Source organism: Bartonella sp. HY406 (genome assembly GCF_025449315.1).
Classification (GTDB): Bacteria; Pseudomonadota; Alphaproteobacteria; order Rhizobiales; family Rhizobiaceae; genus HY038.
Window position 1 is genome coordinate 757,742 of record NZ_CP104893.1, and the last position, 19,322, is coordinate 777,063.

Genomic DNA, 19,322 nt, shown 5'->3' on the forward strand with positions numbered 1-19,322 from the left:
ATATATTGCTTAAATTATTGTGGCTTGAAGTTGAAGGCTTACCAAAATTAAAATTGACCTGCTGCTTTTTGATTTAATTATGGCGTATATTGGCAAACACAATCTATTTTAATAATATAAATGCGAAAAACCCCGCAAGTGCGGGGTTTTGAAGTTTTTTAATGATTCGTAAAATAATTATGCAGCAGTGTTGTTTTCAAAAATAAGTTTTTGCAACATTTGTTCAGCTTGAGCTTCACGCTGTGAACGAGCAATGAAACCGCCACCTAAAACGCGTGAACCATTATCTTCACTTTCATAAACAACACAAGCTTGACCTGGTGCAACTCCGCTTTCACCTTCTAATAATTCGACATTAAATTCGCCATCCTCATAACGAAGAATCGCTTGGCGTGGAGGGCGTGTCGAACGTACTTTGGCGGCAACCTCAATTCCTTCCACTGGAAAATTATTAAGATCATGATCGCCAAGCCAATTGGCATTGCGTAAATAAATGCGGTGGGTATGTAAGGCTTCCCTTTGGCCGACGATAACGCGCGCGCCCTCAGCATCAAGATGCACAACATAAAGTGCTTCACCTGTTGCAATGCCAATACCGCGGCGCTGCCCAATGGTATAATTCATAATACCTTCATGACGTCCCAAAACCCGGCCATCAATATGGACAATATCACCTGGATTTGCTGCATCAGGTTTTAACTTGCTGATAACATCACTATATCGACCCTGTGGTACAAAGCAGATATCTTGACTATCATGCTTTTGCGCAACCGTAAGGCCCATTTCTTCAGCAAGTTTTCGCACATCTGCTTTTGGCAACCCACCTAACGGAAAGCGCAAATAATCAATTTGCTCCTGTGTGGTTGCAAAAAGGAAGTAGCTTTGGTCACGTTCTGCATCAATGGGCCGATAGAGTGCGCGGTGAGCACCCTTTTGTTTGCTGCGGATATAATGACCAGTAGCAAGTGCATCTGCACCTAATTCTTGGGCGGTTGCTAACAAATCAGCAAATTTTACTGTTTGGTTGCATGCAACGCATGGAATAGGTGTTTCTCCATGGGCGTAACTTTCTGCAAAGGGGTTGATTACCGCTTCACGAAAGCGCTGCTCATAATCCAAAACATAATGAGGAATGCCCAAAGTTTCACAAACTCTGCGCGCATCCTCAATATCTTGACCTGCACAACAGGCACCAACGCGGTGTACGGCGGCACCATGATCATAAAGCTGTAATGTTACTCCTAAAACATCATAGCCCTCTTGCTTTAATATACCTGCCACAACGGACGAATCAACGCCCCCGGACATGGCAACTACTACCCGGGTCTCCGCAGGAGAGCGTGGTAGATCGAGACTATTTAAAGACATCAATGTCACCTTTCAGACATTATGGAAATATATACCGATCAAGGCTGGTATAAAAGCCATAGACTAAGTCCAACAAAGGAAATGTCGAATTTTGCGGCTATATCGCAAAATACAGCTCATTGTAAAATGAAAACTGGAAGATTGCACTCACAATTATAAAAAAAATTAATAGCTGTAGCGTCGTATATATGAAACTTTTAAAAAAAAATAAAGTGCTTGAAAAAATAAAATATTTTAGAAAAATGTAATATTTAATTTAACATATTGTATTTAAACGATAAATCCAGAATTTTGATATTTAAATGTTAATTATTCGTTACACAGAGTTTAGTTAAATCTTAAAGCTAATAGTGTATTTTTGAGTCTGTGATTGGGTCCTTGAGAAGAGTAGAGAGTACAATGACCGATCTTGTTAGACAGAGAATAAAATATGTAATTGGTCCAGATGGAAGTCCTTTGACGATGTCTGACCTACCACCGAAAAATACAAGGCGTTGGGTTATACGACGCAAGGCAGAAGTTGTTGCAGCCGTTCGCGGCGGATTATTAAGCCTTGATGAAGCATGTCAACGTTATACACTCACAGTTGAGGAGTTTTTGTCATGGCAAACCTCAATTGACGAGCATGGCTTGGCAGGATTACGCACAACGCGTATCCAGCAATATCGCCATTAGACAATTTCACATTTTATTTTTAAAATGGAATTACAAGACATTATGGCCGGATCTGATCCGGCCATAAATATTTTTGGATTGAGCGTTTACGCTCTTAGGCATAAAACTGTCTTTATTTTTCAAAATTTGACTATATTGCTTACTTTTAAAGATCATTAATATGTGATTTGCGTATTATGGCTTTAATGGCGCAAACATATGACGAGCAGTCCAATAATGGAGAATGCAATTATGGTTGATTTAGATGAGGATAAAAAGCGTTTTGGTAATGATCCGAAGAATTTATTTGCCGATAATTTAAAAGCTGTCCATAAGCGTATTGCAATTGCGGCCGCGGCAAGTGGCCGCCAAGGAAGCGATATTCGGTTACTGGTGGTCACAAAAACAGTACCTGCGCATATTTTGCGTTTTGTTCATGATCTGGGCATTGATAATTTTGGTGAGAATAAAATACAAGAAGCAAAGGAAAAGTCCGAAATCCTAGCTGATTTAAATATCCGTTGGAGTATGATTGGCCATTTGCAAAGCAATAAGGTTAAATATCTTGTGCGGTTTGCCTCTGAGTTCCATGCTCTTGATAGCCTTACACTCGCAGAAGAATTAAACCGCCGCCTCGATAATATGGGACGCGATCTTGATGTCTTTGTGCAGGTCAATACATCTGGCGAAGAAAGTAAATATGGACTTCATCCTGATGACTTGCTGCCATTTTTAGAGGTCTTGAAAAAATATCCACGTTTGAAGCCTAAAGGATTGATGACTTTAGCTATTTTATCCGATGATCCTGTGCTAATACGTCCTTGCTTTAAACTTTTAAAGCAATTGCGCGATGCTGCCCGAAACAAATATCCAGAAATTGAAAAACTCTCGATGGGAATGTCTGGGGATTTTGAAATGGCGATTGAAGAGGGCGCAGATATTGTTCGCGTTGGACAAGCTATATTTGGTCCGCGTCCTACAAAAGATTCAGACTATTGGCCAGCTTTATTTCATTAAAATTTTTGTCTTTAAAAGCAGCTTTTTAAAAAGCTGCTTTTAAATTTTTAAGGTGCAAAAAACCTCATCAATAAGGCTAAAGCAATATTTTTTAAGCCGTTAGACGCTTTAATACGAGATCACGATCAAGCAGAAGCAAGAAGCTTGCAAGCTCTGGCCCTGATTGTTCACCAGTCAAAGCAACGCGCAAAGGATGAAAGAGATCTTTGCCCTTGCGGCCTGTTTTATCTTTAATCGCTACAGTCCAATTTTTCCATGTGGTTTTATCCCATGGGCTTTCTGGCAATAGTTTAGCAGCTTCGCTTAGGAATTCTTTTTCTTCTGGCTCAGCAAAGGTGAGGTCGCTATTATTGGCAATATCCCACCAATGTGTTGCATCGCAAACTTTGGTCAAATTTTCATGGACTACATTCCAAAAATCTTCAGCCTTATCGCCATTGATACCAAGTTTAGCTAAACGATCTTTAACATCATCATAGCTATATTTATGGACGATTTGCATATTCAATGCATTAAGATCAGCAGGATCAAATTTAGCTGATGATTTTGAAACTGATTGAAGGTTGAAATGGCTAGCAAGCTCATTCATATCAAAACAGGAAATGACATTTTCAGCCGTGCCAGTAAGGGTGGCAAGCGAGCTGATCGCCATTGGTTCTAAACCATCTTCGCGAAGGCTGCGTAATGATAAATCACCTTTACGCTTGGATAGGCCTTCGCCTGAAGCTGTCGTTAAGAGATTGATATGACCAAAATTTGGCACATCACCACCCAAGGCTTCAAAAATGGCAATTTGAACACCAGTATTGGTAACGTGATCGTCACCACGAATAATGTGGCTGATCTTCATTTCAATATCATCGACAACCGATGGTAAGGTATAAAGATAAGTGCCATCTTCACGCACGAGAACAGGATCCGACATTGATGATAAGTCGATAACTTGTGGGCCGCGTACGATGTCATTCCAACGCACTTCACTGCGCTGGCGTTCAAACGGTGAGGACGCAAAATTAGGAAGCAAAAAGCGCCAATGGGGTTTGCGTCCCTCTTGCTCAAAAGCTTGCTTTTCGGCGTCAGTTAATTTTAGTGCATCGCGTTCATAAATTGGTGGCAATTTACGCGATAATAAAATTTTACGGCGGCGGTCTAATTCTTCTGCTGTTTCATAACAAGCATAAAGCAAACCTGCAGCTTTTAGTTTTTCAACTGCCGCATCATAAACATCAAAGCGTTTTGACTGGTACCAAATTTCATCGGGAGTAATGCCTAGCCAATCAAGGTCTTGTCCGATGCCATCAATATATTCTTGTTTGGACCGTTCAATATCTGTATCGTCGAAACGTAAGATATATTGCCCTTTATTGGTTAGCGAATATAACCAATTAAAAAGTGCAATACGTGCATTACCAATATGAATATAGCCCGTTGGTGAGGGCGCAAAACGAACGCGTACCATGGTTCTCACTTATCTTTATTCTTGTTGTAAGTTCTAAAGCAGTTTATGCCTTTTAGAGGTAAAATGCTTTTATTATTTCTTTTATACTGCCAATTGATAATTGTCGCGATAATTATCACAATTTTATTGAATATTAATCACCATTTACTTATCGCGGAAGCGATTGGTAATCGGATAGCGTCTATCACGACCAAAATTCTTAGGCGTAATTTTTACACCCGGTGCCGATTGACGCCTTTTATATTCAGCAATGTAAAGAAGATTTTCAATGCGCTTTACGGTTTCACGATCAAAGCCACGCTCAACAATCTGTTCAACACCCATTTCTTGCTCAACCAAACATTCAAGAATATCGTCAAGCACGGGATAAGGAGGCAAGCTATCTTGATCTGTTTGGTTTTCCCGCAACTCTGCGGAGGGTGCTTTTTCAATAATGTTTTGCGGAATAACCATGCCTTTTGGACCTAGGGCACTTTCTGGGCGATGATGATTGCGCCAGTCGGACATAGCATAGACTTGCATTTTATAAAGATCTTTAATTGGATTAAAGCCGCCATTCATATCGCCGTAAAGCGTTGCATAGCCAACCGACATTTCTGACTTATTGCCTGTGGTTACCACCATTGAACCAAATTTATTGGAAATAGCCATAAGAATTGTGCCGCGTGTACGGCTTTGTAGATTTTCTTCGGTGATGCCGCTATCTGTACCTGCAAAAACTCCATCAAGAGCAGATAAAAAGCCTTCAACAGGGGCAAAGATCGGCACAGTTTCATATTTGCAGGTCAATAATTTAGCACATTCTTCTGCATCAGAAAAAGATTCTTGCGATGTATATTTATAAGGCAACATAATTGCCCTAACGCGTTCAGCGCCAAGCGCATCAACAGCAATTGCGGCGCAAATAGCAGAATCAATGCCGCCAGATAGACCCAAAACGACATCTTTAAAGCCATTTTTATTCACATAATCGCCAAAACCGACCATACAAGCACAATAGTCCGCTGCAAGGCCTTCCAACAATTCTTCATTTGGACCGTTTAAGAAATTCCAGCCAAATTGGTTTTCTTCCCATTCGGTTATGCTAAGATCCGATTGGAAATGTTTCATTTGAAAGGCAAGATTGCCGCCGCCATCAACACCAAAGGATCCGCCATCAAAAACCAACTCATCCTGACCACCAAATTGGTTGACATAAATTAAAGGTAATTGACAATTTTGCGCTTGAACCGCAGCAACAAGTGGTCTGCGTGCAGGCTTGTTACGTGTATAGGGGGAGCCGTTGATGACAATCATCATTCGCGCCCCTTGATCGGCTAGATATTTGCAAAATTCTTCATCATTCCAGATGTCTTCGCAAATGGGCAATCCAAGACTTATACCACGATATTCGATCGGCTCCGGCATTGGGCCACAGTTAAAGACACGCTTTTCATCAAATTCGCCATAATTAGGTAAATCGACCTTATAGCGCTCGCCGATGCAGGTACCGTGATCGAGAACCATGACACTATTATAGATTGCATCATCTCTATGCAGCGGTGTGCCAATGATAACGCCTGGTCCACCATCTAATGTGTCTTTGGCTAATTCCATCACGGCTTTTTCGCAAGCCTTGGTGAAAGCCGGTTTTAGCACAAGATCTTCTGGTGGATAGCCACTGATAAAAAGCTCGGAAAAAACAATGAGATCCGCATTTTGTGCTTTGGCTTGCAGTCGCGCATTGCGGGCTAGTTGCAAGTTTTTTTCAACGTCGCCCATAACGGGATTTAATTGTGCAATGGCAATGCGCAAAATTCGATTATGATTTTCATTGATCTCAGTTTTGGTCATCAAGTTACCTATAAATTTTTATTTTTTTGCATATGTGGCAGAAGACTTAATTATTCAGATATGCTTTAATGTTTTATTAAATGGATAGCAAAAGGGCCACTTGGTAAACCAAATGGCCCTAATTTTTTAACTAGCCGCAGCCTTGCCCGCGCTTTCAGCATCGCGGTCACGCTTTAATAGCTCCGCCACCAAAAACGCTAGTTCAAGAGCCTGGTCGGCATTAAGACGAGGATCACAATGGGTGTGATAGCGGCTTGATAAATCATCACCGGAAATAGCTTGCGCACCACCAATACATTCAGTGACGTTTTTGCCGGTCATTTCAATATGGATGCCGCCTGGATGGGTGCCTTCCGCACGATGCACATTGAAGAAAGTTTCAACCTCTTTCAATATACGATCAAATGGGCGGGTCTTATAGCCAGCAGCCGTAATGGTGTTACCATGCATAGGATCGCATGACCAAACAACCTTACGACCTTCACGCTCAACAGCACGAATAAGTTGCGGCAAATGATCTTCAACTTTATCATGACCAAAACGTGCAATAAGGGTTAAACGACCTGCTTCATTTTCTGGATTTAAAATATCAATAAGGCGTAAAAGATCATCTGGTTCTAAGGATGGACCACATTTTAAGCCGATTGGGTTTTTAATGCCACGGCAATATTCAAGGTGAGCATGGTCGGCCTGACGCGTGCGGTCGCCAATCCAAAGCATATGGCCAGAAGTTGCATACCAATCACCACTGGTGGAATCCACCCTTGTCATGGCTTCTTCATAACCAAGTAGCAAAGCCTCATGGCTGGTGAAGAATTCTGTTTCACGCAGCATGTGGTTGGTTTTGGCAGTGATGCCAATGGCGCGCATGAAATCCATTGTTTCGGATATGCGCTGGGCTAGTGCCTCATAACGTTCACCTTGTGGACTATTGGACACGAAGCCAAGCATCCATTTATGGACATTTTCAAGATTGGCATAACCGCCCTGAGCAAAAGCACGTAAAAGATTGAGAGTTGCAGCCGATTGACGATAGACCATGGCCATGCGTTGTGGATCTGGAATGCGCGACTTTTCGTCAAACTCGATGCCATTGATAATGTCACCACGATAGGATGGTAGTTCAATACCATTAATTGTTTCAAAATCACTGGAACGTGGCTTGGCAAATTGGCCGGCAATACGCCCAATTTTAACCACTGGCTTTGAAGAACCAAAAGTTAGCACAACCGCCATTTGCAAAAACACACGGAAAAAATCGCGGATCGTATCAGCCTCATGCTCAGCAAAGCTTTCCGCGCAATCTCCGCCCTGCAGCAAAAACGCCTTACCTTCAGCAACATCAGCAAGCTCGCTTTTAAGGTCTCTTGCTTCCCCAGCAAAAACAAGCGGTGGGAAACGGCTTAAACGGCTTTCTACATCGGCCAAAGCGGCGGCATCAGGATAGGCTGGAACCTGTTTAATCGGCATTGATCTCCAGCTGTGCGGTGTCCAGTTTTTTGTCATGGCTCTTAACTCACTTACCTTAATTCAAAATCTGCGTGAGGTCTCTCCCCAGAAGATAATGAAACTTATAAGACATATAAATAGAAACTTCTAGTCCCCAATATAATAATGGCAGCAAATGCTGCCATTTGTTTTGTTAGATTTATTTAGATTAAAGATTAACTATCAATACGCACGCCGCTTTTATAAATATAGCTTGGCTTATACATGGTTACCAATTCTTCAGCTGCGGTTGGGTGTACTGCCATAGTTGCATCAAAAATATCCTTGGTTAGTTTGCCTTTGAGGCAAATGCCAAGAACTTGAGCAAGCTCGCCAGCATCAGGTCCCATAATATGGGCGCCAATCACAATACGGCTATCGCCATCAACAATAAGTTTAGTCAACATGCGCTCGCTATTTCCCGAAATTGTATTGCGCATTGGGCGAAATAATGCGCGGTAAACCTCGATATTGGCATATTGAAGGGCTGCTTCTTCTTCTGATAGGCCTACAGTGCCAATTTCTGGCTGTGAGAATACTGCGGTTGCAATAAGATCATGATCGGGCGCCGTTGGATTACTGTTAAAAGCAGTTTGCAAGAAACACATTGCTTCATGAATAGCAACGGGGGTTAATTGCACACGGTCGGTGACATCGCCAACAGCCCAAATATGGGGATTGCTAGTGGTAAGATATTGATCCACAATAATCGCGCCACGCTTGTCGGTTTTAACGCCTGCCTTTTCAAGGCCAAGCCCTGATGTATGGGGAACGCGTCCAAGTGCTAGCATAACTTGCCCTGCTTCAAGCAATTCACCATTGGATAAGATAACGCTATAATCTTCGCCGGTTTTAGCAACCTGCTTGATGGAAGCATTATAAATAATTTTAATGCCTTTTTGGCTCATTGCATCATGCAATAATTGGCGCAAATCATGGTCAAAGCGGCGTAAGATTAAATCACCACGATAAACCAATGTTGTATCAACACCAAGGCCATGAAAAATATTGGCAAATTCAACGGCTATATAACCGCCACCTGCAATGACAACAGATTTTGGTAATTGCGGTAGGTCAAAGACTTCATTTGAAGATATGCAATATTCGCCACCGTTGATTTGCTCGGCCCCCTGTGGGCGGCCACCCGTGGCAACGAGTATTTTTTCGGCGGTTATTTTTTCACCGGTATTTTTAAGTATAAGGGTATGCGCATCAAGAAACTCAACGCGGCTTTCAAAAATAGTAACCTTACTATTTTCAAGGCCCATACGATAAAGACCTTCAAGGCGGGTGATCTCGGTGTTTTTTTGGTCAACAAGATAGCGCCAATCAAATTTGGGCTCATTAATTGTCCAGCCAAAGCCCTTTGCATCATGAATGGTTTCGCGATAATGAGAGGCATAGACATAAAGCTTTTTAGGAACACAGCCACGAATAACGCAGGTTCCCCCCATACGATATTCTTCCGCAAGACCAACTTTTTTACCCAAGGCGCCTGCAAGACGCGCGGCGCGCACACCGCCAGAACCACCACCAATGACAAATAAGTCAAAATCAAAAGAAGACACAATTAACTCCAAAATCTATGCACAATCGGCAATTTCTATTAAAATAATGACTATTGCATAAAACAATAATAGGCAATTGTTTTAGGCTTGTTTTCGTCATGTTTAATAAAATTATATAGGAAGTGATGAATGCGGCTTTTAGTGCTGCGCGCTTAATAAATCTGTCTTACTAAATATTGAGCCACGTGGATGAAACGCATACTGGAATTAAGGATCCTATTAAAAGCAAAAAGACCTTAGCCATTATAGCTAAGGTCGGTTTGATAAAACGAAATAAATCTCGTCAATTTTATTAATTTGCAGGCTTTGCTTCTTCAGTTGCAGGCTTAGCTTCTTCGGTTGCAGGCTTTGCTTCTTCGGTTGCAGGCTTTGCTTCTTCAGTTGCAGGCTTAGCTTCTTCGGTTGCAGGCTTTGTTTCTTCAGTTGCAGGCTTAGCTTCTTCGGTTGCAGGCTTTGCTTCTTCAGTTGCAGGCTTGGCTTCTTCGATTGCAGGTTTTGCTTCTTCAGTTGCAGGCTTAGCTTCTTCGGTTACAGGCTTGGCTTCTTCGCTTTCTGTTTTTGGTGCATTTGGATCAACAATAACATTATTTTGAACAAATTTGGCATTTAACTCTTTGCCAACATTGGCAGCTAAGTCCTGCGCAATTGCTTGACGCCATACATCAAAAGCCTTGATTGTTTCGCCAACGGCTTCAGGTCCTTTGCTTAAAAGTTTTTTTCCTGCTTCCGAATTATAAAATGCTGCAATATCATTTAATTCTTGTTCTGAAAAATATTTCGCATAGGCATAGGCAGCTTCACGCTCAAGATCGGCACGGCGAGAAACCAAAGCTAGCGCTTGCTCATTTACAATCTCTGAAATGTCTTTTTGCAAATTGGGATCACGGCGCATTAATTCATTTTTTAACTCGCGGGCTGTGTCTGGTAAAAATGAATCAAATTGATCCGTCGCATGAATTGCAGAAATAGCTTTTCTCGCGGCCTGCAAATGGCCTTCCGTTACGGATTGCGCAAAGCTTGGCAATAGGCCAAAACCTAGGATAGCCGCCACAGATAAAGGCATGGTAATCTTGTGCGCAATACGGCGAACATTTTTTGCAATAGTCATAAACTAATTTCTCCAATTTAAACCCCTTAATAGGGGAGTAGCATTTTCTTCTGGTAAGGTTTTACCAAGCCAAATTATCATCTGTCTACATTTTTAAAACCAATGTAACGATAAAATGATATATTTTATTATATTGTCCATCTGCCAAAATTTAGGCAAGATCACTTTAAAAAGATTTTTGATAAATTGATGCTTTGTACAATAAAAAATTCTTACATTTTGACAAAAATCAGATATTTCAATCTAATTCAATATCAATTTTTTCTCTCTCCAGATAGTTTTGCCCGATGAGGCGCTAATACTGGTTAGATATTTGATCAAATTATCATTCTTTACCTGTTATTTGGATACGGCAATATTTACCTGATGGCACAACTTTATATTGAAAAGCATTATCGGGGCGTGCTTAACGGGATAAAACCAAAATTTCACCTTGCTTATCCGCGATAATGGCAATGCCTGCAAGACCAAGAAACATGCCATGTTCAACTACGCCTGGAATGGATACCAAGCTATCGGCTAAAGCCTGAGGTTGTATGATAACGCCAAAGCTCGCGTCAAGAATAAAGTGACCGCCGTCAGTTACATATGGTTTGTTGCCATCATGTCGTAAGCTCACTGCACCGCTTAGCCCAAGGGTAAAGGCTGCTTTTTCGATGGCGTGTTTTGTTGCCGCCAAGCCAAACTGATTTACTTCTATAGGTAATGGAAATGCACCCAACTTTTCCACAATTTTAGAGCTGTCAGCAATTACGAGCATCTGCTTTGAAGCTGCGGCAACAATTTTTTCACGGAGTAAGGCGCCACCACCACCTTTAATAAGGCTCAAGTTTGGGCCAATTTCGTCAGCGCCATCAATGGTTAAATCAAGTTCAGGCATTTCTTCAAGTGTTGCCAAAGGAACGCCAAGTTCGCGGCATAAATCCGCACTGCGCTGTGATGTAGGCACACCGCATACACGTAAGCCATCATTTACCCTTGTTGCAAGAAGTTTGATGAATTCATTTGCTGTTGAACCAGTACCTATACCAAGACGCATGCCGTCTGATACATATTCAAGTGCTTTTGCTGCAGCAGCAATTTTTAATTGATGAGCGTCTTGCATGATGATTCTATCCCTAAATACGTATTTTCCATTAATATAGCATATTTGTAATTCTGTTAACCCTTCCTTACTCTTCTAGTTTAAGTAAAATTGGAACGTTATCCACAGTTAAGCCTAATTATTAAGTATATACATATCTTAATTATTTTTGGAAATAAACTTAAAAATGCGTTATTTCTCTTTACAGTTTAGACTCCCTCTAAACTAGATGAAAAAAATCCATCGCTATAACTTAAAAATTGACGCTTAAACTTGTGTTTTAATGTCATGTTTAATATATTGACAAAATTCAATGGGTCAAACTCATTGTTTCCATTATTGAAATCAGTTTGGCGTCACCTTCTGGTTGTCTTTTAATGGCTGGTCAAAATCCTGGTAAGAGAGTTGACTAACATGATTGTTTGCCAATGTAATGTCCTTAGTGATAAAGAAATTGAAGGCATTATTTGGCAATTTCTTGAAGACGATTGTTGGACCCTTGTGGTGCCCGGTCGTGTATTTAATGCTGCAAAAAAGCTTGGACGCTGTTGCGGTTGTTTCCCGAACATAGTAGAGACAATTATCAAAGTAACAGAGGCTTACCACCTCGCTCATGTTCGCGATGAAGAGAAAGTTATTGATTTTCTTGACAGAGTTCGCGCGCTGAGAACCAAGTTCGGGAGTATGGAATACCATGAAAGGCGACGCAAGAGTTATAGAGCGGCTTAATGAAGCACTCTTTTTAGAATTGGGCGCAGTAAACCAATATTGGATGCATTATCGCTTGACTGAAGATTGGGGCTTAACCAAGCTTGCCAAAAAAGAGCGCGAAGAATCCATTGAAGAAATGAACCATGCTGATAAGTTGGTTAAGCGCATTATTTTCCTTGAAGGTCATCCAAACATGCAGACCCTTGCGCCATTGCGTATTGGTCAAACAGTTAAAGAAGTATTGGAATGTGATCTAGCTGGCGAATATGAAGCTCGTGAATCCTACCGTAAGTCACGTGAAATTTGCGCAGAACTTTCCGACCATGTATCAAAACAGCTTTTTGATGAGCTTCTTGCTGATGAAGAGGGTCATATTGACTTTCTTGAAACTCAGCTTGAACTTTTGAATAAAATGGGTGAAGCTAAGTACATTCAGCTTAATGCTGGTAGTGCAGATGTAGCCGAATAATTTTATAAGTTTGTTATGCTAATATTATCATTTAATACTAGGTTATTTGGTTATTAATTGATTGCATGCAATTGAGATGCAAACGGCAGCTGCGTAAAGCAGCTGCCATTTTTTTATTTTTAGTGTTTCGATCTGTTTGCAGCTTTTAAGAAAGGCACTCTATCTTATTTTTGAGTTGTATGATGTCGTAGTTTTGGGGATCAAAAAGCGCCATCATTGTGTTATATTTTTTATAAATCATGGAAGCCAATTAAATATTCTTAAGTATTGAGTTTTATCATAGTCGATAACTATACTGCTAAAGATTTATTTTTTTGTGTTTTGGCTGTCATACATGTTTGCTCTTTAGTTTCTTAATAGTTCTCATTGTTGATGGGGCTTTATTTAAACCCTTATGCCAAGCGTCGCGTCCAATATTTTTTTTGGAAGAAGCGAAGGAAAAATATATAATAGATTTGATATAAATTGAGTAGAAATTTCTTTTATTTTTCAATAATTCTAAAAAATACTGAATTGCGATTGTTTTATGGGGGGGTTAATTTTATTTTATCTGTTGCAAAAATACACATGTTATAAATAAATTGTTTTATATTATGTTTACTTGTTGCTTGGTTTTCTCGGCCACTATATGTTTGCTAAACTTTAGGGGTGAATAATTTGGGAAATATTATTCGCGAATTTTAACTGATATATTTTATAAAAAACTTGTTTTTTAAAGTATTATTGGCGAGGGACTATAATGCAAAAGAAAATTTTGAAATCTGCGGTTTCGGTATTGGCTCTTTCTACTGCTGCTATTGCACTAATGCCAATGGCTGCAAGTTTTGCCGGTTCAATTGTTTATGACGGAACGCCTGCAGACCAATCTCTTTTGCAAGAAGAATTTATTCAGGATAATGATCCCAATACAACTTGGTATAGTTTGTATCCCGGAACCTTAAATGCACCAGGAAATACAGGAAATATTATTAACGTAACCAATACAACTGGTCTCGTAATTGATCATGATCCTTTAAATCCCTTGCCTGATTCAGCTTATTATAATGCCCCTCATAGTGTGTATGGCGGCTATACTGATGCAATTGGCGTTGCAATTACAGATAATAAAGTTTTTGTGTCGGGCGGACTGATTTCTAGCGATGTTCGTGCTGGCCGTGGTAAGGATGTTGTTACTGGAAATAGTGTTGATTTTAGCGGCGGTTGGGTGTTGGGCTCAATTTATGGTGGCTGGAGTGACGCTACTATTAACTCTTCTAATAATAGTGTCAGTATGACAGGTGGCCAAGTTAATGGTTCTGTTTATGGTGCCTTTGCAGCTAGCGATGGCATAGCATATGTTTCAGGCAATAAGGTATCAGTTTCAGGTGCAAGCACTGAAGCTTGGTTTGTTGTTGGTGCTGAAGGCATGGGTGAGGGTGAAGTTAATGTTTCAGGTAATAGCGTTGTAATTAATGATGGTGCTAAGACAGGCCGTGTGTTTGGTGGTGCAAATAGCACGACGGGTATCGTAACAAATAATAATGTCACGATTGCAACAGGTGCAACAGCTGAAGCTGTTTACGGTGGTGCAACTTATGGTTCAGGACTTGTATCGGGTAATTCCGTTAGCGTTAATAAAGCGAGCGTTAGCGATGAAATTTATGGCGGTTATGGTGATGATGTTGGTGCGGTCAGCAATAATCGCGTGAATGTTGAAAATGAGTCAACTGTTAATCAAGTTTTTGGTGGTTTTTCCAATGGCAGCGGAGCTGTTTCGTCCAATATTGTTACGCTTACAAATAGCACATCTTCAGATAAGGTTCATGGTGGGGCGAGTTATGGTTCTGGTCTTGTAGATAGTAACACTGTTAATATAAACAAGGCAAAAACTGAAGCGCGAGTTTATGGCGGTTATGGAGATGGTACAAGTGCCATCAGTAACAATAAAGTTATCGTTGAAAATGGATCAACGATTAATCATGTTTACGGCGGCTTTTCAAACAGCAATGGAACAGTTTCATCAAATAGTGTGGTGTTTGCTGATAGTACTTCTGTAGGTGAAATTTTCGGTGGTTGGTCTGTCGAAGGTGATGCAAACAAAAATAGTGTTTCCATTTTAAGCGGTACAATAGAAAATCACGTGGTTGGTGGTTATTCTTCTAGGCTTGGCAATGTTAATGATAATAAGGTGACAATTGCTGGGGGGGCTCAGATTACTGGTTCGGTATATGGTGCAATTAGTGAAACAGGAGGAGGCAATGCCGCAAATAACCTTGTGGACATGAGTAGCGGCACAGTCTTTGGTGAAATTCATGGAGGCGCGGCTTTTGCTGGAACTGCACGCTTAAATAGTGTCTCTATGACAGGTGGTCTGTCAAAGGGTAGTATCTATGGCGGTTCAAGTGAGAGGGGCGAAGCTAATAATAATGCCGTTAGCATTGTAAATGCAGCGGTTGAGGGGCAAATTAACGGCGGCGTGGGGCTTAGTTTAGCCGCTGAAAATAGTGTGACCTTATCAAATGCTGTCGTAAGTAATTTAGTTATTGGCGGGCGTACTTTTGAAGCCTCTAGCAGTGCAGAACGAAATAGCGTCATTATTTCTAATGGTACAATTGCTGCAGAAACGATTGCGGGTGGTTTTAGTCAATTTGGTAAAGTTTCAAAAAATACAGTGAATATATCTGACAGTAATATCGCGCAATCGGTGTTTGGCGGCCGTGTTGATGATGGCACACTTAATAATAGCTATGCGAATAATAATAGTGTGGTGATTACTAATAGTACTATATCGGGAAGAGTTTCTGCAGGCGAAATTACTGGCAGTAATAATACCATAATCGGTAGTGGGGATGTTATTGCAAATAAATTGACAATTACTGGAAGCAGCATTGCAAGAGATGCAGTTGGCGGTTGGGCTGATGCTGGTTTAGTACAGCTCAATAATGTAACTGTGTCGAATTCAATATTATCGAAAAGTGCTGTTGGCGGTTATGTTGGTGTAGGCGCTGGCAATGCAGAACAAAATAGTGTTACATTGACCAATAATACAATTGTCACCGAAATGGCTATCGGTGGATATACTGCTAGCGGCAATGCAACCGGAAATAGCGTTTCAGTTACAGACGCTACAATATCTCAAAATGTTTATGGTGGTTGGTCAGCCAATGGTGATGCAATTAACAATACGGTTACTTTAAACGGTACCAATGTTAATATTGCTGGTTTTGTTTATGGTGGCTTTAGTGTTGATCAATCCGGCGATCAATTTACTGGCAATACATTAAATCTCAACGGTTATCGTGGTAGCGTTGCAAGTATCTATAACGTGCAAAATTATAATTGGGTGCTGCCTAAAGATGTTATGAATAATGATGTATTGGTTCATGTAACTGGCGATGCTGTTGACCTAAATAATACCAACCATACTGTTGCCATTGAAAATGACGGTAATAGGTTGAATGCTGGTGATCAAATTGTCATGATTGATAAGGCGACCGGCGCACCTTTAACTACGCCAACCGAAGCTCAGCAAGGGCAATTTATTATTTATGAAGTAAGTATGGCTGTCAATGCTGACAATAAATTTGTGTTGAGTGTAGCCAATCAGAAGGATGATACGCCAACTGAAGGCAATGCTGATAATGGTGAAACTGGCAGCAATACTAGCAATGAAACGAGTGCTAATACTGGTAATGGTGAAACTCAAGATAACAATGTAAGCACTATTATTAATGAAGCTAGTCGCCCAAGTGTTACACCCGCAGGGCGCATCAATCCGCGTACAAAGGCTTATTCTGAAGGACGTACGGGTGCCCTTGCCTTTGTCAATCAAGGCGGTGACTTAATTGCGGGCAGTGGTATACAAGCCGCTCTGACTGCAATTAACGCTGAAAGTGGTAGCGCTCAGCGCTTCACTGTTGCTCCTTTCATGATTTTAACTGGTTCATCACAACGATTTAACACAGGTAGCCATGTTGATATTGATGGTTTCAATATGGCAATTGGCCTTGCTGGTGCTACTCAAGTTGAGGCTGGACATAAAATTATGTTCGGAGCTTTCTATGAATACGGTCATGGCAATTATAAAACTTATAATAGCTTTGACAGGTTGGCATCTGTTCGTGGCGATGGTGATACAGATTACAATGGTGGCGGTATTTTAGGACGCATTGAATTTGCTGGAACGGGTTTAGGACGTGTTGTAAATCTTGCTAGCACCCAAACGGATGGGCTTTACCTTGACGCATCATTGCGTGGTGGTAAAACCAAGTTAGCGTTTGATACTAACGATCTTTATGACGGTGACGGCTATCGCGGTCATTATAATAGTAAAGCTAGCTATATTGGTGCACATGGCACACTTGGTTATGTTTTCAACTTTGACGAAAAGCAAGCGCTTGATATTTACGGTCGTTATTTATGGACGAGAGTAAATGGCGATAATGTGGTGATTGGTAAAGATACATTGCATTTTGATCGCAGCAATAGTTCGCGCGTACAGCTTGGTGGACGTTATAACTATAGCTATAGCCAGCAATTTATACCCTATGTAGGTTTGGCCTATGAGCATGAATTTAAAGGAACAATTTCTGCTAATGCCTATGGTCTTGCTCTTGGGGAGCCATCATTGAAGGGTGATTCAGGTATTGTTGAAGCCGGATTTATGGTTCGTCCGATTACCACAGCACCAAATTTGTCAGTCAATATTGGTGGCCAAGGTTTCTTTGGTAAGCGTGAAGGTGGTGCTGGCTCGTTAAAAGTGAAATACCAGTTTTAATATTGTTCGACTAGCTATCTTCAATCTCTAGTCTAAATCATCAATGAAATGCCAAGGGCTCATAAGGCGCTTGGCATTTTTGCTTTTCTTGGGTTGCAGCTAAATTATCAATCCAATGCAGTTATTTTGAATTTTGTCAGAAATAGTAAAAACTTTAGTGATTTTACAAATTAGGCTCCAATGTTTCCGATCATATGGGGCAAATTACTTAGAAAATACGTGTTTAAAATAATGATTTAAACTATTTGTCAAAATATTCATATTTGTTATAGGGTTACTATTTTTATTTACCTGCGCAATAGATAAAATAGTGACCTTGTTGCTGGTTGATTTATAAGATATTATTTTAATAAAAGAGATACAATATATTTTAGTATCGCTGATTATACTTCGAAAGTTTGTTATGAAAAATAGCCCCGTTAACAATATAAGTATTGATGTTGAGCTTTTGCAAAAAATTGAGAAAATCGCCGCAATCAAGAATTGTTCAGTTGATGAGCTTATTTATGATGCGCTAAGTGCGTTTATTGCTCCCAATATTGAAGCAGAAGGTTTAAGAGAAAGCATCATGCGTGCTTATCAAGAAAGTCATAAAAAATATGCCAGCCTTTATGAAAGGCTTGCCCAATGACTTTATATTTACGGCCAATTGAAGCGGAAGCCATTCATAAAGACCAAATCGCACGTTATGGCGGCGGTGATGGTATTCGTGATTATGGCTTGTTTGAAGCTGCCCTTTATCGGCCGCAACAGGGGTATTATTCTAGCCTTTTACAAGAAGCGGCAGCCCTTTGGGAAAGTTTGGGGCAAAACCACCCTTTTATTGATGGTAATAAGCGTACGGCTTTTGCCGTTACCTATACATTTTTAGCTATTAATAACATTGAAATGACCGCGAATGCTGATGACATATTTGATTTTATTATTAAGCAATATGATGCAAAAGCATTTACATTTGCCAATCTTGAAAAGTGGCTTATTAATAATACCAAACAGCGCAATTAGGGCACATTTTATGGTTTAATCCATTTAGGCTCTATACCATTTTCACTTAAATTATACCAAAAGATGGAACAATCGGCCTAGAAGTGGTTGTGTTTTATAAAAAGGCTTCCTAAATAGACTTATAATTGCGTCGTTAATTGCTAAAGAAGGATGACGGCGGCAGATTAGGAGTTCATTATATGATAGATCACAAACCAGATACAATTTACGGCACGACCATTGTTACAGTAAGAAAAGGTGGCAAGGTGGTTATTGCTGGTGACGGTCAGGTATCGCTTGGGCAAACCATTATGAAGGGAAATGCCCGCAAGGTACGCCGTATTGGTTCAGGTGGCCATGTTATTGCCGGTTTTGCTGGTGCAACCGCTGATGCTTTTACTTTGCTTGAACGCCTTGAAGCAAAGCTTGAACAATATCCAGGTCAATTAATGCGAGCAAGTGTCGAACTTGCCAAAGATTGGCGCACTGACCGCTATTTGCGCCGTCTTGAGGCTATGATGTTGGTTGCCGATAAGAATGTAACCCTTGCTTTAACCGGCCTTGGTGATGTGCTAGAGCCTGAAGATGGTATTATGGCTATTGGATCGGGTGGTAATTACGCCCTTGCTGCAGCGCGCGCCCTTGCTGATACCGATATTGATGCTGAAACCATTGCACGCAAAGCAATGAAAATTGCTAGCGATATTTGTGTTTATACCAATAGTAATTTCACCGTTGAAACATTGGATGCCGAATAGGCATCATCTTGGTAAATTCTAGTAGAAAACCATTTATCTTATTTAAATTATAAAAGCTGAAAGTA

Annotated in this window: 15 protein-coding genes; 8 read left to right on the forward strand and 7 right to left on the reverse strand. The window is 40.6% G+C overall.

Features of this window, described 5'->3' with window-relative positions:
• Window positions 1-177: 177 nt before the first annotated feature.
• A complete protein-coding gene (gene mnmA, locus N6B01_RS03135) occupies window positions 178-1,368 on the reverse strand; it encodes a tRNA 2-thiouridine(34) synthase MnmA (RefSeq protein WP_262079865.1) in 1,191 nt (396 codons plus the stop codon).
• A gap of 399 nt (window positions 1,369-1,767) precedes the next feature.
• Here mnmA and N6B01_RS03140 point away from each other — a divergent pair, with 399 nt between their 5' ends.
• Complete coding sequence (locus N6B01_RS03140; protein ID WP_182418876.1) at window positions 1,768-2,043, forward strand: CtrA inhibitor SciP; 276 nt, start codon at window positions 1,768-1,770, stop codon at window positions 2,041-2,043.
• Between the two features lie 231 nt (window positions 2,044-2,274).
• A complete protein-coding gene (locus tag N6B01_RS03145) occupies window positions 2,275-3,039 on the forward strand; it encodes a YggS family pyridoxal phosphate-dependent enzyme (protein ID WP_262079867.1) in 765 nt (254 codons plus the stop codon).
• 91 nt (window positions 3,040-3,130) lie between these two features.
• On the opposite strand, the gene gltX is transcribed toward N6B01_RS03145, so the two are convergent.
• The 6 genes from gltX to rpiA form a co-directional block, all read right to left on the reverse strand.
• On the reverse strand, window positions 3,131-4,498 hold the full coding sequence (gene gltX, locus N6B01_RS03150) for a glutamate--tRNA ligase (RefSeq protein ID WP_262079869.1): 1,368 nt from the start codon (window positions 4,496-4,498) through the stop codon (window positions 3,131-3,133).
• A 144-nt stretch (window positions 4,499-4,642) separates the two neighbouring features.
• Window positions 4,643-6,331, reverse strand: coding sequence for an NAD+ synthase (locus N6B01_RS03155; RefSeq protein WP_262079870.1), 1,689 nt, complete (start codon window positions 6,329-6,331; stop codon window positions 4,643-4,645).
• 126 nt (window positions 6,332-6,457) lie between these two features.
• Window positions 6,458-7,837, reverse strand: a complete 1,380-nt coding sequence (locus N6B01_RS03160; protein ID WP_262079871.1) for a class II 3-deoxy-7-phosphoheptulonate synthase — start codon at window positions 7,835-7,837, stop codon at window positions 6,458-6,460.
• 158 nt (window positions 7,838-7,995) lie between these two features.
• A complete protein-coding gene (gor, locus tag N6B01_RS03165) occupies window positions 7,996-9,387 on the reverse strand; it encodes a glutathione-disulfide reductase (protein ID WP_262079872.1) in 1,392 nt (463 codons plus the stop codon).
• A gap of 292 nt (window positions 9,388-9,679) precedes the next feature.
• Entirely contained in the window at window positions 9,680-10,495 is an 816-nt protein-coding gene (locus N6B01_RS03170; RefSeq protein WP_262079873.1) for a DUF2059 domain-containing protein, read from the reverse strand.
• Between the two features lie 406 nt (window positions 10,496-10,901).
• Complete coding sequence (rpiA, locus tag N6B01_RS03175) at window positions 10,902-11,600, reverse strand: ribose-5-phosphate isomerase RpiA (protein ID WP_262079874.1); 699 nt, start codon at window positions 11,598-11,600, stop codon at window positions 10,902-10,904.
• A 393-nt stretch (window positions 11,601-11,993) separates the two neighbouring features.
• On the opposite strand from rpiA, the gene N6B01_RS03180 reads away from it, so the two are divergent.
• From N6B01_RS03180 to hslV, 6 genes are all read left to right on the forward strand, one after another.
• Window positions 11,994-12,308 carry a (2Fe-2S)-binding protein gene (locus N6B01_RS03180; RefSeq protein ID WP_246708195.1) on the forward strand — a complete coding sequence of 105 codons (315 nt, stop codon included), beginning with the start codon at window positions 11,994-11,996 and terminating at the stop codon, window positions 12,306-12,308.
• Complete coding sequence (gene bfr / locus N6B01_RS03185) at window positions 12,274-12,759, forward strand: bacterioferritin (protein ID WP_182418883.1); 486 nt, start codon at window positions 12,274-12,276, stop codon at window positions 12,757-12,759. Before N6B01_RS03180 ends, bfr begins: the two co-directional genes overlap by 35 nt.
• 739 nt (window positions 12,760-13,498) lie before the next feature.
• On the forward strand, window positions 13,499-17,515 hold the full coding sequence (locus N6B01_RS03190) for an autotransporter outer membrane beta-barrel domain-containing protein (RefSeq protein ID WP_262079875.1): 4,017 nt from the start codon (window positions 13,499-13,501) through the stop codon (window positions 17,513-17,515).
• Window positions 17,516-17,918: 403 nt separating this feature from the next.
• A complete protein-coding gene (locus N6B01_RS03195; protein ID WP_262079876.1) occupies window positions 17,919-18,146 on the forward strand; it encodes a hypothetical protein in 228 nt (75 codons plus the stop codon).
• Window positions 18,143-18,520 (forward strand): type II toxin-antitoxin system death-on-curing family toxin, encoded by a 378-nt coding sequence (locus N6B01_RS03200; protein ID WP_182418886.1) that lies wholly within the window; start codon window positions 18,143-18,145, stop codon window positions 18,518-18,520. The genes N6B01_RS03195 and N6B01_RS03200 overlap by 4 nt, the downstream gene beginning before the upstream one ends.
• A 179-nt stretch (window positions 18,521-18,699) precedes the next feature.
• Entirely contained in the window at window positions 18,700-19,257 is a 558-nt protein-coding gene (hslV, locus tag N6B01_RS03205; protein ID WP_262079877.1) for an ATP-dependent protease subunit HslV, read from the forward strand.
• The last annotated feature ends 65 nt before the right edge of the window (window positions 19,258-19,322 follow it).

Excerpts from the sequence above, each read along its gene's own strand:
- N6B01_RS03180 (WP_246708195.1), top strand. The coding sequence starts at position 11,994 with ATGATTGTTTGCCAATGTAATGTCCTTAGTGATAAAGAAATTGAAGGC.
- mnmA (WP_262079865.1), bottom strand. The coding sequence starts at position 1,368 with ATGTCTTTAAATAGTCTCGATCTACCACGCTCTCCTGCGGAGACCCGG.
- N6B01_RS03155 (WP_262079870.1), bottom strand. The coding sequence starts at position 6,331 with ATGACCAAAACTGAGATCAATGAAAATCATAATCGAATTTTGCGCATT.
- hslV (WP_262079877.1), top strand. The coding sequence starts at position 18,700 with ATGATAGATCACAAACCAGATACAATTTACGGCACGACCATTGTTACA.
- N6B01_RS03170 (WP_262079873.1), bottom strand. The coding sequence starts at position 10,495 with ATGACTATTGCAAAAAATGTTCGCCGTATTGCGCACAAGATTACCATG.
- N6B01_RS03140 (WP_182418876.1), top strand. The coding sequence starts at position 1,768 with ATGACCGATCTTGTTAGACAGAGAATAAAATATGTAATTGGTCCAGAT.
- bfr (WP_182418883.1), top strand. The coding sequence starts at position 12,274 with ATGAAAGGCGACGCAAGAGTTATAGAGCGGCTTAATGAAGCACTCTTT.
- N6B01_RS03200 (WP_182418886.1), top strand. The coding sequence starts at position 18,143 with ATGACTTTATATTTACGGCCAATTGAAGCGGAAGCCATTCATAAAGAC.
- N6B01_RS03195 (WP_262079876.1), top strand. The coding sequence starts at position 17,919 with ATGAAAAATAGCCCCGTTAACAATATAAGTATTGATGTTGAGCTTTTG.
- rpiA (WP_262079874.1), bottom strand. The coding sequence starts at position 11,600 with ATGCAAGACGCTCATCAATTAAAAATTGCTGCTGCAGCAAAAGCACTT.
- gltX (WP_262079869.1), bottom strand. The coding sequence starts at position 4,498 with ATGGTACGCGTTCGTTTTGCGCCCTCACCAACGGGCTATATTCATATT.
- N6B01_RS03190 (WP_262079875.1), top strand. The coding sequence starts at position 13,499 with ATGCAAAAGAAAATTTTGAAATCTGCGGTTTCGGTATTGGCTCTTTCT.
- N6B01_RS03145 (WP_262079867.1), top strand. The coding sequence starts at position 2,275 with ATGGTTGATTTAGATGAGGATAAAAAGCGTTTTGGTAATGATCCGAAG.
- N6B01_RS03160 (WP_262079871.1), bottom strand. The coding sequence starts at position 7,837 with ATGACAAAAAACTGGACACCGCACAGCTGGAGATCAATGCCGATTAAA.